Source organism: Brevibacillus sp. HB2.2 (assembly GCF_013284275.1).
GTDB classification, from domain to species: domain Bacteria; phylum Bacillota; class Bacilli; order Brevibacillales; family Brevibacillaceae; genus Brevibacillus; species Brevibacillus brevis_D.
Window position 1 is genome coordinate 92203 of sequence record NZ_JABSUV010000023.1, and the last position, 14878, is coordinate 107080.

The 14878-nt window shown below is 48.1% G+C and carries 15 protein-coding genes and 1 riboswitch; of the genes, 14 read left to right on the forward strand and 1 reads right to left on the reverse strand.

The features are described 5' to 3' along the window. Positions 1-15: 15 nt before the first annotated feature. The 11 genes from HP401_RS17805 (at position 16) to HP401_RS17855 (ending at position 10630) form a co-directional block, all read left to right on the forward strand. On the forward strand, positions 16-975 hold the full coding sequence (locus tag HP401_RS17805; protein ID WP_173605950.1) for an electron transfer flavoprotein subunit alpha/FixB family protein: 960 nt from the start codon (positions 16-18) through the stop codon (positions 973-975). Between the two features lie 109 nt (positions 976-1084). Further along, the gene (locus tag HP401_RS17810) at positions 1085-1372 is read left to right on the forward strand and encodes a hypothetical protein (RefSeq protein WP_012685394.1); all 288 of its coding nucleotides are present in this window, start codon (positions 1085-1087) and stop codon (positions 1370-1372) included. Positions 1373-1512: 140 nt separating this feature from the next. Beyond that, a complete protein-coding gene (gene trxA / locus HP401_RS17815; protein WP_007722428.1) occupies positions 1513-1830 on the forward strand; it encodes a thioredoxin in 318 nt (105 codons plus the stop codon). 184 nt (positions 1831-2014) lie between these two features. Next, positions 2015-3202, forward strand: coding sequence for an ABC transporter substrate-binding protein (locus HP401_RS17820; protein ID WP_173605951.1), 1188 nt, complete (start codon positions 2015-2017; stop codon positions 3200-3202). A gap of 147 nt (positions 3203-3349) precedes the next feature. Further along, positions 3350-4216, forward strand: a complete 867-nt coding sequence (locus HP401_RS17825; RefSeq protein ID WP_173605952.1) for a branched-chain amino acid ABC transporter permease — start codon at positions 3350-3352, stop codon at positions 4214-4216. Positions 4217-4221: 5 nt separating this feature from the next. Beyond that, positions 4222-5193, forward strand: a complete 972-nt coding sequence (locus HP401_RS17830; protein WP_173605953.1) for a branched-chain amino acid ABC transporter permease — start codon at positions 4222-4224, stop codon at positions 5191-5193. A 1-nt stretch (position 5194) separates the two neighbouring features. Continuing rightward, positions 5195-5956, forward strand: coding sequence for an ABC transporter ATP-binding protein (locus tag HP401_RS17835; protein WP_173605954.1), 762 nt, complete (start codon positions 5195-5197; stop codon positions 5954-5956). A 1-nt stretch (position 5957) separates the two neighbouring features. Beyond that, the gene (locus HP401_RS17840; RefSeq protein ID WP_173605955.1) at positions 5958-6671 is read left to right on the forward strand and encodes an ABC transporter ATP-binding protein; all 714 of its coding nucleotides are present in this window, start codon (positions 5958-5960) and stop codon (positions 6669-6671) included. A gap of 124 nt (positions 6672-6795) precedes the next feature. Beyond that, positions 6796-7047, forward strand: coding sequence for a DUF2164 domain-containing protein (locus HP401_RS17845; protein ID WP_087345418.1), 252 nt, complete (start codon positions 6796-6798; stop codon positions 7045-7047). 38 nt (positions 7048-7085) lie between these two features. Further along, positions 7086-8867 (forward strand): excinuclease ABC subunit UvrC, encoded by a 1782-nt coding sequence (gene uvrC, locus HP401_RS17850; protein ID WP_012685401.1) that lies wholly within the window; start codon positions 7086-7088, stop codon positions 8865-8867. Positions 8868-8969: 102 nt separating this feature from the next. Continuing rightward, positions 8970-9157, forward strand: a riboswitch (Lysine riboswitch). Positions 9158-9388: 231 nt separating this feature from the next. Next, positions 9389-10630 (forward strand): aspartate kinase, encoded by a 1242-nt coding sequence (locus HP401_RS17855; protein ID WP_142495572.1) that lies wholly within the window; start codon positions 9389-9391, stop codon positions 10628-10630. Between the two features lie 49 nt (positions 10631-10679). Here the strand turns inward: HP401_RS17855 and HP401_RS17860 are convergent, their stop codons facing one another. Further along, positions 10680-11132, reverse strand: a complete 453-nt coding sequence (locus HP401_RS17860; RefSeq protein ID WP_173605956.1) for a YslB family protein — start codon at positions 11130-11132, stop codon at positions 10680-10682. A 428-nt stretch (positions 11133-11560) separates the two neighbouring features. Here HP401_RS17860 and HP401_RS17865 point away from each other — a divergent pair, with 428 nt between their 5' ends. From HP401_RS17865 to sdhB, 3 genes are read left to right on the forward strand one after another with little or no spacing between them, the layout of a single operon-like run. Further along, on the forward strand, positions 11561-12172 hold the full coding sequence (locus HP401_RS17865; RefSeq protein WP_012685404.1) for a succinate dehydrogenase cytochrome b558 subunit: 612 nt from the start codon (positions 11561-11563) through the stop codon (positions 12170-12172). 19 nt (positions 12173-12191) lie between these two features. Continuing rightward, positions 12192-13949, forward strand: coding sequence for a succinate dehydrogenase flavoprotein subunit (gene sdhA / locus HP401_RS17870; protein WP_087345433.1), 1758 nt, complete (start codon positions 12192-12194; stop codon positions 13947-13949). 18 nt (positions 13950-13967) lie between these two features. Next, the gene (gene sdhB, locus HP401_RS17875) at positions 13968-14717 is read left to right on the forward strand and encodes a succinate dehydrogenase iron-sulfur subunit (protein WP_012685406.1); all 750 of its coding nucleotides are present in this window, start codon (positions 13968-13970) and stop codon (positions 14715-14717) included. Positions 14718-14878 lie beyond the last annotated feature (161 nt).

A 14878-nucleotide genomic window follows, 5' to 3' on the forward strand; every position in this document is an offset into this window, starting at 1 on the left:
AGGGAGAGGATATCCATGAAAAAAGTACTTGTATTGGCAGAAGTACGTGACGGACAACTTCGCAACGTGTCGCTGGAAGCATTGACTGCAGCACAAGCATTGGCTGAGGGCGGCGAAATTGTAGCAGGTGTATTCGGAGCAGATGCAGCAACGCATGCAGTGACATTGGGGCAGCATGGTGCGAGCACGGTGTATACGGCTGATCATACAGCGTTGGCACAATACACGCCAGATGCGTATGTGCAGGCACTTACGCAGTTGATTGAGCTGGCTTCTCCAGATGCAGTTGTTTTGGGTCACACCGCGATCGGTCGTGACATCGCACCTCGCGTAGCAGCGAGACTCGGTTTTGGTCTGGTTTCGGACGTAACCGATGTTGAAGCAGGCCCAGTATTTATTCGCCCGATCTATGCCGGAAAGGCGACGCAAACACGCAAATTCGTTGATGGAACAACATTTATTACGATTCGTCCAAACAACATTGCCATCGGCGCTGCTGACCCTTCGAAAACGGCAGTGGTGGTTCCAGTTGAATTGGAAATCAAGGATTTGCGCACCATCGTAAAAGAAGTTGTACGAAAAACAAGCGGCAAAGTAGACCTTTCCGAAGCGAAAGTCGTGATTTCCGGTGGACGTGGCGTGAAGAGTGCAGATGGCTTCCAGCCGTTATACGATCTGGCGGAAGTGCTCGGTGCAGCTGTTGGTGCATCTCGTGGAGCTTGCGACGCAGACTATTGCGACTACTCCATGCAGATCGGACAGACAGGTAAGGTCGTTACACCTGATTTGTATATCGCATGCGGAATTTCCGGAGCGATTCAGCACTTGGCAGGTATGTCCAGCTCGAAAGTCATCGTTGCCATCAACAAAGATCCGGAAGCGCCAATCTTCCAAGTGGCTGATTACGGTATCGTAGGTGACTTGTTCGAAGTGCTGCCATTGCTGACGGCTGAGTTCAAAAAAGTATTGGTTTAACATAAAGATGATGACTAGGCGCTCTTTTTGGGGGCGCTTTTTTTGTCCTTGGCTCTTACTTTATGCTTTCCTTGCTTGGTATAATAGGGGATAAGGTGAGGTGATCGGAATGAGCGAGGAACTTTTGCAACAACTGATTCACATGGTTGCTGAGAATAATCGGCTTGTAAAAGAGACACAACAGGAACAGCGTGAGTTTAAGAAAGAGATGTATGATTTTCGTGATGAGATGTACGCGTTTCGAGATGAAATGTACGAATTCTGCGATGACGCTACACGCCGATTAGACAGATTAGAACGTCAAAATAAACATATCGATGCAGACCTTGACCTGCTTCATCGGAAAGTTAGTGACCACGAACGGGAGATCAACCGGCTCAAACAAGTTGGGCAATAAGGTGCGGACAGACTGGACAGACTAAAGCGAGAAGTGCAGGGCAAAGTGTGGAGCGGCGTAGTCAATTTGTTGTTTGAATGATATACTGATAACCGTTAGGAACCTTTATTTAGTAATTGAAATTCAAGGAGGTAACTTCTATGGCAATTGTAAATGCTACCGACCAAAACTTTTCCCAGGAAGTAGAGCAAGGCGGTACAGTCCTGGTTGACTTCTGGGCTCCATGGTGCGGCCCTTGCAAAATGATCGCTCCTGTACTGGAGCAAATCGACGGTGAAGTGGGCTCCCAGCTCAAAATCGTTAAAGTAAACGTGGATGACAACCCAGATTCTGCTGGTCGTTTTGGCGTGATGTCCATCCCAACCCTGATCGTATTCAAAGACGGTCAACCAGTTGACAAAGTGATCGGCTTCCAACCAAAAGAAGCGCTCATGGCAACTGTAGGCAAACATCTGTAAGAGCAATCCAACGACTGAAGCGGCATAGTTATGTGCCGCTTTTTTATTATGTTTGAATACTGAATTCTGAGCGATCGTTTGTCAAAAAATTAAGTTTACTTGAGCGAAAATAATTGCGTTTTTAGAGTACTTTGATTAAACTTCATATATTCAATTTATTTCGAAAATAGAGGGGGCTTTTCTAATGAAGGGATTTCATTTGATGCGCTCGCTGGCGGCGATCTCGCTAGGGGCGGTATTGATGGTCGGATGTTCGAGCGGAGGAAATACAAGTGCTCCTACAGCAGGAGAAGGTGGCTCTGGACAAGCAGCTAGCGCCGACGGACAAGAGATACAAGCAAAAATCGGTGTCGTTGGTTTCCTTTCAGGATCTGGTGCAGCATATGGAGAAGCGCAAAAAGCAGGATTGGAGCTGGCGTTGGGCGAGCTGAATGAAGCGAACAAAGGAAAGCTCAAGATTGAATTGAAGTTTGAAGACTCCGCAGGAGAAAAAGAAGGCGCGATTAACGCGGTGAATAAACTGATTAATCAGGATAATGTCGTGGCGATTATCGGACCGACACTTTCCGGTGAAATGTTTGCAGCAGGACCAGTTGCAAACGAGGCGGAAACTCCGATTTTTGGTATCTCCAACACGTCAGAAGGAATCAATGATATCGGGGAGTATGTGTTCCGAAATTCTTTGCCTGAGTCCATTGCAATCCCGACAGCTATGAAAGCAGCCGTGGAGAAAAATGGCTTGAAAAAAGTAGCACTCATCCATGCATCCAACGATGACTTCTCTGTGAATGGTTACAAGGTCATGAAAGCAACCGCAGAAAAGCTGGGCTTGGAGATTACTGGTGAAGCGACTTTTGCAAATGGCGATGTGGACTTCTCGGCGCAGTTGACCAAGCTGAAGCAAACAAACCCGGATGCTTTGCTTGTGTCCGCTTTGTACAAAGAAGGCTCCATGGTTGTGAAAAAAGCACGTGAGTTGGGCTTTACAGGGACCATTCTTGGTGGGAATGGCTTCAATAATCCGAAAGTTTTTGAAATTGCGGGTCCAGCAGCAGAGGGCTTGATCGTTGCCACTCCATTCAGCCCTGAAAAGAAGGATGATAAAGTACAAGCCTTCGTAAAAGCATTCGAAGCCAAATACAACAAAAAGCCTGACCAGTTCGCTGCCCAAGCATACGACTCGCTGTACATCATGTCGCAGTCACTGCTTGCCGCAGGAAAAGCAGATCGCGAAGAGCTGCGCGGAAAATTGGCTCAGCTGAAAGACTTCACAGGTGTATCCGGCAAACTGTCTTTTGACGAGAAGCGCAATCCGATTGGTGATGCGGTGGTCGTTGTCGCAAAAGAAGGCAAATTTGTCCCGTTTGAATAGGATCGTGCCCGGGGTCGCTCCGGGCTTCTTTTTCTATCGGTTATCTCGCTGGATCAGAAAGTATCAGATGATATTTTCGCTTGCTGATCCAGCGAGAATAACTCAATCATCATTGGATGGTAACCACTTAACAGTGAGGTGAGGCATTTGTTTTGGCAGCAATTAGTCAACGGTTTGACAGTTGGTAGCACTTATTCATTGATTGCATTGGGCTATACGCTCATTTTTGGTGTCTTGGGAATCATTAATATGGCACACGGCCAAATTTTTATTTTTGGATCACTGGTTGGCTTGGTATTGATGACCAGCCTGAATATGCCTTTAGGGGTAGCGCTGATCGTAGCAATCGCCATATCTGCCATTTTGGGTCTCGTGCTGGAGTATATAGCGCTTCGCCCCCTTCGTAAAAAAAATGTACCCCATCTGGCATCCTTGATCAGTACGATCGGATTTGCCATTTTAATGGAGGAGGCCATGCACAAGTTTTTCGGTGCTGACTCCCGTGCGTTCCCGCAATCTTTTGGGGACACCACCTTTGACTTGGGGCTCGTTCAAATTCGCAGTGTCGATCTCGTTATTTTGGGGATTTCTGTGTTACTGATGTTCGTTCTGCATTTCTGGATTCAAAAAACGAAAATGGGAAAAGCCATTCGCGCGACGGCTGAAAATACGGATACAGCTAATATTTTGGGAATTAACACGAATATGGTCATTGTCGTGACCGTCATGCTTGCTTCGGCGCTGGGAGGAATCGCCGGCATATTGATCGGGATGGCGTACTCTGCTCTCATTCCGACGATGGGAATGACGCTTGGCTTCAAAGGTTTGGCGGTCTTGATTTTAGGCGGTGTGGGGAGCATTCCTGGAGCCATGGTGTGTGGCGTATTGCTCGGGATTATCGAGGTGTTTACCGTCGCATACGGAGATTCGTCGTATCGGGACGCGGTTGCTTTTGGCTTGATCATTCTCATTTTGCTCTTGAAGCCGGAAGGACTATTTGGACGCAAAGCGTAAGGGAGGTGCAGACATTGGACATTCTCAATCCATATAACTTACAGGTACTGACTTTTATCTTGTTAAACAGTATTTTGGCGATCAGTATTTACATTACGCTCTCGACGGGACAGCTTTCCTTGGGACATGCGGGCTTTATGAGCATTGGTGCTTTTACGGCGAGTATTTTGACGAAGCAAGCGGACATGCCGCTGTTTATCGCCATCATCATTGGGGGACTGGTGGCAGGGCTGATTGCACTGTTGATCGGTGCTCCGACATTGAAGCTCCACGGCCTGTACCTGGCAATTGCTACGCTTGGCTTTGGTGAAGTGATTCGCGTTATTTTTCTCAATATGGAGATGACAAATGGCGCTCTCGGATTGACCGGACTTCAATCGGTTGGCAATTACTTGTACGATTTTGAAAAAGCAATGGGGGTAAAAGCACAAACCTTTGGCATTTCGGTCATGCAAATGAAGTCATTATCGACCTTTGTGTTTATGCTGCTCCTGTTTGCCTTCGTTCTTTTTCTGACGCTGCGTCTGAACCGTTCGCGTCTGGGGCGAGCTTTTGAAGCGATCAAAGCGGATGAAACGGCAGCACGAGCAATGGGATTGCAAGTCAACTATTATAAAATGCTTGCATTTGTGATCGGTTCCATTTTGGCTGGTGTATGTGGAGGATTGTTCGCCCACATTACGACGACGATTACTCCTGATGATTTTAACTATCATAAAGTAGTCGAAATCTTGTCCTATGCCGTTATTGGCGGCAGTGAAGTGGTTTGGGGGCCGCTATTCGGTGCCTTTGTTTTGACAGCATTGCCGGAGGTGCTGCGTGGTTTGGCCGAGTACAAAATGCTCATGTACGGTTTGATCATGGTCGGTGTAATGGCGTTCCGCCCGCATGGCTTGATTGGTGCCGACACGTTCCAAAAGCTGTTCAAGCGTCGTCGGGGCAAGTCATCCGACAAGGAAGCGAAGGGGGGAGTATAAGATGTTGCTGGAACTTGCGAACGTAGGAAAAAGCTTTGGCGGCATCACCGCTCTTCGTGACGTTTCTTTTACTGTAGGAGAGGGTGAGATTGTCGGCTTGATTGGTCCGAATGGTGCGGGGAAAACGACCATTTTCAATATGGCGACGGGCATATTCGAACCAACGACGGGAACCTTTACTTTTGCCGGACAGAAGCTAAATGGAATGGCGCCTAACAAAATTACCGAAATGGGGATTGCAAGGACGTTCCAAAATATTCGCTTATTCGGTCACATGAGTGCGTTGGACAACGTGAAGGTAGGATGTCATTCGCGCATGAAGGCCGGCTTCTGGGCTTCCCTTTTGAAAACATCGGGACAACGTGCGGAAGAAAAGGCGGTGACCAAAAAAGCAGAGGAGCTCCTCGAATTCGTAGGCTTGTCTGACATTGTTGACGTCCGCTCGGATACATTGGCGTACGGTCAACAACGGCGTCTGGAGATTGCACGGGCACTGGCTACTGAACCAAAACTCTTGCTATTGGACGAGCCTGCTGCCGGGATGATCGAGACCGAGACGAAAGCACTCATGGAGCTGGTCAAAAAAATTCGCGATGATGGAACGACTGTTTTGTTGGTCGAACACGATATGGGATTGGTCATGAATCTGTGTGAAAAGGTCGTATGCATCAACTTTGGGGTCAAAATTGCTGACGGCACACCAGCAGAGGTACAAAACAATCCAGATGTGATTGAAGCCTACCTCGGCAAGGAGGACGAATAAGATGCTGAACATACAAAACTTGACGACCTCCTACGGTCAAATCAAGGCGATTCGCGGGATAACGCTGGAAGTGCCGAAGGGCAAAATCGTCTCGCTAATCGGGGCGAATGGAGCGGGCAAAACCACAACTATGCGTACGATCGCAGGTCAACTGAAGCCTGAAGCAGGGACGATTACGTTTTGTGGTCAATGCATCGAGGGTTCGAGGCCCCATCAGATCGTGAAAGCCGGGCTGGCGTTGGTTCCAGAAGGGCGTGCAATTCTCGGGAAGATGACCGTACTGGAAAACCTGGAGATGGGCGCATTCCAGCGCAACGATGCACAAGGCATCAAGGACGACATGGAGAAGATGATGACGTGGTTCCCCATCCTCAAGGAGCGTCTTTCCCAATTGGGAGGGACGATGTCTGGTGGTCAGCAGCAAATGCTAGCCATTGCCCGCGCATTGATGTCTCGACCGAAGCTGCTGCTTTTGGACGAGCCGTCAATGGGCTTGGCTCCCATTGTGGTGGCAGACATTTTCAAGGTGATCAAAGAAATCAATGCAGAAGGTACGACCGTCCTGATCGTGGAGCAAAATGTCAAGCAGGCCCTCAAAATCGCTGATTACGGGTATGTGCTGGAGGCTGGGCAAATCGTATTGGACGGCACAGGAGTAGCGCTGTTAAACGACGAGCGTGTAAAAGAAGCATATTTGGGCGGTCGCAAACACTAGGTCTGCCTATAAAAACTGTCGCCATGGAATGAGGCGGCAGTTTTTTTCGTATGGATTCCATGGTACTATGAAGAATAGAACGTATATTCTCTTATGATGCGAAATGGGAAGGAAGCCGGATACGATGCCAACCAAATTGACGAGAGAGCAAATGGAATATCTTGTTCATCAAGTACAACGCTATTTTAAAGAAGAACGGTCGGAGACACTCGGCAATTTGGAGACGGAAGAGTTGATTGCCTTTTTTTCAAAAGAGCTCGGCCCTTTCTATTACAATCAAGGGGTGCAAGACAGCCGCAAGCTGCTGATGGAACGGATGAGTTCCTTAGAAGATGAACTGTATGTATTGGAAAAGCCAATCCACAAGAACAAATAGATGCTAGGCAGATATAGAGCAAAGAGGAGGGAGCAGCCATGAACAGCTCCTTAAAAGATAAACTGGCCGTCCTGCCAGATAAACCAGGCTGCTACCTGATGAAAAATGCGAGCGGGGAAATCATTTACGTCGGAAAAGCCAAGGTGCTGAAAAACCGCGTCCGCTCGTATTTTACAGGCAGTCATAACGGGAAGACGCAGCTGTTGGTCAGTGAGATCGTGGACTTTGAGTACATTGTGGTATCCTCAGCGATTGAGGCCCTTATCCTCGAGTGCAACCTGATCAAGGAGCACGACCCGCGCTACAATGTCATGCTCCGCGATGACAAGACGTATCCGTACATCAAAATTACGAACGAGGCGCAGCCACGCCTGGAGATTACCCGTAAGGTATTAAAAGATAAAGCTAAGTATTTCGGGCCCTATCCGAATGCCGGAGATGCCTCCGAGGTGAAGAAGCTGCTGGATCGGCTCTATCCGTTGCGAAAATGTCGCAATATGCCCAAGCAGGTTTGTCTTTACTATCATTTGGGACAATGTCTTGCGCCCTGTGTGTACGAGGTATCGGCAGAGGAAAACCAGCGTTTGGTGGATCAAATCAGCCAGTTCCTCGATGGTGGCCATGAGGAAATGAAGCAAACCCTCACGGAAAAAATGCTGCAAGCCGCAGAAAACATGGAGTTCGAACGAGCCAAGGAATATCGTGATCAGATCAAGAGCATCGAAGCCGTAATGGAGAAGCAGAAGATCACGTTCACCGATACGATAGACCGCGACATTATCGGGTTTGCCGTGGAAAAAGGCTGGATGTGCATCCAGGTGTTTTATATGCGAAAAGGGAAGATGATCGAGCGTCAGACGACTTCCTTTCCATACTATGGAAGCGAAACCGAGGACTTCATGTCTTATGTGAGCCAGTTCTACTACGACAAGCAAAATGCGCTGCCAAAAGAAATACTGCTCCCGCAAGAGAGTGAGCCGGAGCTTTTGGCTGAGTGGTTGGGCATCAAAGTCCATGCTCCGAAAAGAGGCAAAAAGCATGAGCTCGTGAAGATGGCTACCGAGAACGCCCGTATTGCTTTGCAGGAGAAGTTCGCGCTGATGTCCAAGGACGATGCTCGTACGGTCCAAGCAGTACACAATCTCGGTCACATTTTAGGGATTCCGGTTCCTCATCGAATTGAAGCGTTTGACAACTCCAACATTCAGGGAACAGAGCCAGTGTCTGCGATGATTGTGTTTACAGACGGCCGCCCTGACAAAAAGGAATACCGCAAATTCAAGATCAAAACCGTAGAGGGACCAGATGATTACGGCTCCATGCGCGAAGTCGTTCGCCGTCGTTACTCTCGTCTGCTGAAAGAAAACCAGCCAATGCCCGACCTGATTGTGATCGATGGTGGTAAAGGCCAAATCAGTGCAGCTATGGACGTGCTGGAAAACGAGCTAGGTCTCTATATTCCTGTCTGTGGTCTGGCGAAGGATGAGAAGCACCGCACTGCTCAGCTCATGTACGGAGATCCGCCAGAGCCTGTAAATCTTAGACGTGACAGCTATGAGTTTTATTTGTTGCAGCGCATCCAGGATGAAGTCCACCGTTTTGTTATTACGTTCCACAGACAATCCCGGACAAAAACAATGCTTTCCTCGCAGTTGGATGAGATCCCGGGTATTGGTGAAAAGCGGCGCAAGCTGTTGTTCTCTCATTTTGGCTCGTTGAAAAAAATGCGCGAGGCGACCGTTGAGGACTTCCGCCAATTGGGAATTGGCGACAAGCTGGCAAAAGAAATCATCGGGCATCTGCGCAAGCTAGACACGTAGCCAGTGTGACTTTTGGAACAACCTTTAAAAAGGAATTGATCCATTTTTAGACTCATGTTATAATCCGATTCAAACAGAATAGTTAGCCTCACTTCCATTATGGAGTGAGGTAGAGGCGCGAAAACCAAGAGTACCACCCTGAGATCGGGTATCTGTGAAGGGGACGGGAAAGGGGAATTCGCCGAAGTGTGGAGGGAAACCCGCTTTTCTCCATGCTGGGTCTGCGTTGAACAAATGCAGGACTGTCATCTGCACAATGACCAATTGTCAGATGGAGAGCTATCTCACGGTGTGTCAATGTGAGTTTTGATGGTGATAACTGTCAATCTTCGTTGTCCGCGTGTATTGGGAGGGAGGAACCGGTATGTCGAAACACTAGGCAGCGGCAGGTCTTATTCCTTGTCGGTGCCTTTTTTGTAAAATAAAAATGTAAGACTTTTCCTTATAGAGAGAATAGTGAAAAACCATACGATACGAGATAAATACCAATATTGGATATGAGAAAAAGGGAGAGAAGCCGCATGGGGTTGATCGTGCAGAAATACGGAGGCACCTCTGTAGGTACCATTGAGCGAATTTTACGAGTTGCGGATCGAATTATCAGCTATAAAGAGGAAGGGCATGATGTGGTAGTTGTTGTTTCTGCAATGGGGAAATCTACTGACGTGTTGGTAGACATGGCCAAGCAGATTAGCGCATACCCATCTGAGCGTGAAATGGATATGCTGCTGACCACGGGGGAGCAGGTATCGATCGCGCTTTTGTCAATGGCCTTGCATACAAAAGGCTACGATGCCATTTCTCTTACGGGCTGGCAAGCTGGAATCACCACAGAGGCGATTCACGGACGAGCACGGATCAAGCAGATTGATCCAGAGCGGATTCAATCCGAGCTCGGTCGTGGTCGTGTGGTGATCGTGGCAGGATTCCAAGGGATCAGTGACGAAGGGGAAATTACGACGCTCGGCCGCGGTGGATCGGATACATCTGCGGTTACACTCGCAGCCAGCTTGAACGCTGAGAAATGCGAAATCTTTACGGACGTGTCCGGGGTGTATACAGCTGATCCGCGAATGGTTCCAGCTGCGAGCAAGCTGGATACGATCTCGTATGATGAGATGCTGGAGCTGGCGAACCTCGGTGCAGGGGTTCTTCATCCTAGGTCAGTTGAGGCTGCGAAAAAATACAAGGTAAGGCTGGTCGTCCGCTCCAGCTTTACTGCCGAAGATGGTACGTACGTTGAGGAGGTTGCCAACATGGAAACAGGAAGAGTAGTAAGTGGAGTTGCACACGATGAAGATGTAGCGAAAATCACGGTTGTCGGCATGCCTGCCAAGGTCGGGACGCTCTCCCGTCTGTTCAATACGCTGGCGGACAATCAGGTGAACGTCGATATTATTATCCAAAGCTCTTATGATGCTACTGTTACAAATATTTCTTTTACAGTTGCAGCGGATGACCTGAAAAAAGCACTGGATACGCTGGACAGAAACAAAGACGAGCTTGGCTTTGAAAAAGTCGATTTCGAGGAAAGCTTGACCAAAGTATCCATTGTCGGCTCTGGAATGATCAACAATCCAGGGGTAGCTGCCGAAATGTTCCGCGTTCTGGCAGAAAAAGAAATTTCTATTAAAATGGTATCAACTTCTGATATCAAGGTTTCTTGCGTCATTCCAGCAGCTTTGACAGAGCTGGCTGTTCGCAGTCTTCATTCGGCCTATGGTCTGGATGTTGAGGAAACCGCGGTTGTGCACGGAGTATAAAAAGATAGATGCTCCCTCTCCCTTCTTATAGGTAGAGGGGGCATTTTGTTCATGACGCCACTTGTACAGAGATGCGTATGTCTAAAGGGTTTTCCATTTCGATTTTGCTGAACGCTTCTTTTTCTTTCCACTGCTCAATCATACCTGCGATGATCCCGGCTTCAAAGGAAAGACTGCAACCTAGTCTTTCTATAGACTGATAGCTAAAAATGGAATGATTGAGTGAATAGACGATCGTTTGCTCGTTCTCCTCGAGGACGTCTAGCTGACCTAATCCAAGCCGAATAAAAGGCATAATCGGGCCTGTTGAGGATTGAATGGGGATTTGGCGGCCCATATTTTTTCCTATCCAATAGAGGATATGGTTTTCACTATCGCCTAGCAGGGTGCTAGTAAGCGTTTCGCGTAGAAGATGATAGCCAAGATAGGGCATATTCATTCTCTCTGCATAGGGAATGGTCTCTGGCGGCAATAGTGCTGCAAGCTGATCCTTCTCTTTCATATGTGCTTCCCTCCTGTCTTTACTAGATTATGAGGAGGGACACGCATTCATGACATCGGAATAGAAAAAATAGCTGGACTAAACAAAGTTATTCTATCAATGTATTTAGTACATTGATTGTCTTGACGCTCTGTGTCGACAAGAGTACAATTGGATTTGGTCATAGTTTTGCCCAACTTTTTCTCGTATTTTGACACATTCCGACAAATTCATTTGATCTAGTGAACGCAGTCATTTTGTGAACAGCGTCAAGATCCCGTTCATAAAATGATCGTGGTGGTTTTGCTATGTCTAATGGGTGAGGCAATGGGTTAGGATATTGGGGAAAGGTCTATCAAAACGGTCGAAGCCGTTTTGGACCGCTTGCGGTGATGCTTGACGTTTTTCACAAAATTGAGAGTTACATACATTGAAAGGGGGACCATTGTATGGCGAAAGGCCATAGCTTTCTCAGTCACAAGCTCCACTCACTTCTTGGTTTGTTTCCGATCGGGCTCTTCCTGCTGTTTCACTTGACAGCTAACTACCAAGCGACCCGTGGAGCCGAAGCTTTTAATCAAACAGTTGGTTTGATTGAAAATGTTCCATTCGTATTGGTGCTTGAATTTGTTTTCATCTACCTCCCGATCCTGTTTCACGCTATTTACGGTATCTACATTGCGTTCCAAGCAAAGCAAAACGTAGGGAACTTCGGCTACTTCCGAAACCAAATGTTCTTGTGGCAACGTGTTACAGGAGTCATTACCCTCATTTTTATCGTTTGGCACGTTTGGGAAACCCGTATCCAAAAAGCAATGGGTGCACACGTGGATTTTGACATGATGGCAAACATTTTGAGCAGTCCTGCAATGATCGTATTCTACACTATCGGGATTATTAGCACGACTTTCCACTTCTCCAACGGACTGTGGTCATTCCTGGTTCACTGGGGAATTACAGTTGGGCCGCGTTCCCAGCGCATTGCAACATTCCTGACTTTGGGCGTATTCGTAATTGTAACCTTCATCGGCTTGCGTGCGATGTCGGCTTTCATTTTGTAGGGATAGGGGGACAAAACACATGGCAAAAGGTAAACTGATCATTGTCGGTGGAGGTTTGGCCGGCTTGATGGCTACCATCAAAGCAGCAGAAAAAGGCGTTCCTGTTCAGCTGTTCTCCCTGGTTCCGGTAAAACGTTCCCACTCTGTCTGTGCGCAGGGCGGTATTAACGGAGCGGTAAATACCAAAGGGGAAGGCGACTCCACATGGGAGCACTTCGACGATACAGTATATGGCGGAGACTTCTTGGCAAACCAACCGCCAGTTAAAGCAATGTGCGATGCAGCACCTGGCATCATCTATATGTTGGACCGTATGGGCGTTATGTTTAACCGTACTCCAGAAGGTCTGTTGGACTTCCGTCGTTTCGGGGGAACCAAGCATCACCGTACCGCTTTTGCGGGTGCGACAACTGGACAACAGCTTTTGTACGCATTGGACGAACAAGTACGCCGTTATGAAGCTGAAGGTCTGGTAACCAAGTACGAATATTGGGATTTCCTCGGAGCCGTTTTGGACGATACAGGAACCTGTCGCGGGATTACTGCACAGAACATGCGTTCCGGTGAAATTCAATCCTTCCGTGCGGATGCCGTTATTTTGGCAACAGGCGGACCTGGTATCATCTTCGGTAAATCGACGAACTCGATTATCAATACTGGTACAGCAGCATCTGCGGCGTATCAACAAGGGGTTATCTACTCCAATGGTGAGATGATCCAAATTCACCCAACTGCAATCCCGGGCGACGACAAGCTGCGTCTGATGTCCGAGTCTGCTCGTGGTGAGGGTGGTCGTGTATGGACGTACAGAGACGGTAAGCCTTGGTACTTCCTGGAAGATAAATACCCTGCTTACGGAAACCTGGTTCCGCGTGACATCGCGACTCGCGAAATCTTCTCTGTTTGCGTAGATATGAAGCTGGGTATCAACGGCGAAAACATGGTATACCTCGACCTGTCCCACAAAGATCCAAAAGAACTGGATGTAAAATTGGGCGGTATTATCGAGATTTATGAAAAATTCGTTGGGGATGACCCACGTAAAGTTCCAATGAAGATTTTTCCTGCGGTTCACTACTCCATGGGTGGTATGTGGGTAGACTACAACCAAATGACCAATATCCCTGGTTTGTTTGCAGCAGGTGAGTGCGATTACTCTCAGCACGGTGCAAACCGTTTGGGTGCGAACTCCCTCTTGTCCGCGATCTATGGTGGTATGGTAGCAGGTCCAAAAGCGATCGAGTACATCAATGGCTTGAACAAATCCTCTGATGACCTGTCTTCCACGCTCTTCGATGGCTTCACAAGCAAAGAGCAAGCGAAATATGACAGCATCCTGAAAATGGACGGAACAGAAAATGCTTACCTGATCCACAAGGAACTGGGTGAGTGGATGACTGACAACGTAACGGTAGTACGTTACAACGACCGTCTGCAAAAAACGGATGATAAGATCGTTGAACTGATGGAACGCTACAAGAAAATCAACATCAACGATACAAATAAATGGAGCAACTCTGGTGCGGCGTTTACCCGTCATCTGTGGAACATGCTCGCACTGTCCCGCGCGATCACAATCGGTGCGCTCAAGCGCGACGAGAGCCGCGGTGCTCACTACAAGCCTGACTTCCCTGAGCGTGATGACGAAAACTTCATGAAGACGACAATGGCGAAGTTCAATGCTGAAACGACTGCGCCTGAAATCTACTATGAAGACATCGACGTATCCCTGATCGCACCACGTAAACGTGACTATACGTCTGACAAGAAGCATTAAGAGAGGAGGAAACTGATCATGGCAGAAAAATTGATTCATTTGATTATCACTCGTCAAGATAGCCCTGACAGCACTCCGTACAAGGAAGAGTTCAAAATCCCTTACCGTCCTGGTATGAACGTGATCAGTGCTTTGATGGAGATCCAACGTAATCCACTCAACGCACAAGGTCAAAAAACGTCTCCAGTAAACTGGGAATCGAACTGCTTGGAAGAAGTATGCGGTGCGTGCTCGATGGTTATTAACGGAAGACCGCGTCAAGCGTGCTCGGCACTGGTAGATAAACTGGAACAGCCGATTCGTCTTGAGCCAATGAGCACCTTCCCTGTACAGCGTGACTTGTCGATTGACCGCAGCCGCATGTTCGATGCGCTGAAGCGCGTAAAAGCATGGGTTCCAATCGATGGTACGCATGATCTGGGACCTGGTCCTCGCATGCCGGAAGTGGAGCGTCAATGGGCGTACGAGCTTTCGAAGTGCATGACGTGCGGTGTTTGCTTGGAAGCTTGCCCGAACGTGAATGCGAAGTCTGACTTCATCGGTCCGTTCGCAATTTCGCAGGTTCGTCTGTTCAACCAGCACCCAACGGGTATGATGAACAAGCATGAGCGTCTGGAAGCTCTGATGGAAGATGGCGGTATCGGTGATTGCGGTAACTCGCAAAACTGCGTACAAGCATGTCCAAAAGGCATTCCGCTGACAACCTCGATCGCTCACATGAACAAAGAAACAACCAAACATGCAGTGAAGAAGTTCTTCTTCTCCTAATTGTTTGCAATAGAAAAGGCGTGCACCGGTGATCCGGATGCACGCCTTTTTTCAGTTTAGGAAAGGTAGATGTCGCTGTAGTGGAGAGAAGAATATTTCCAGTCTAGGCTCCAGGCTCCGTCCTGCTGGGGGCTGAGACTGTCCGCTCCGAAGGGATTCGG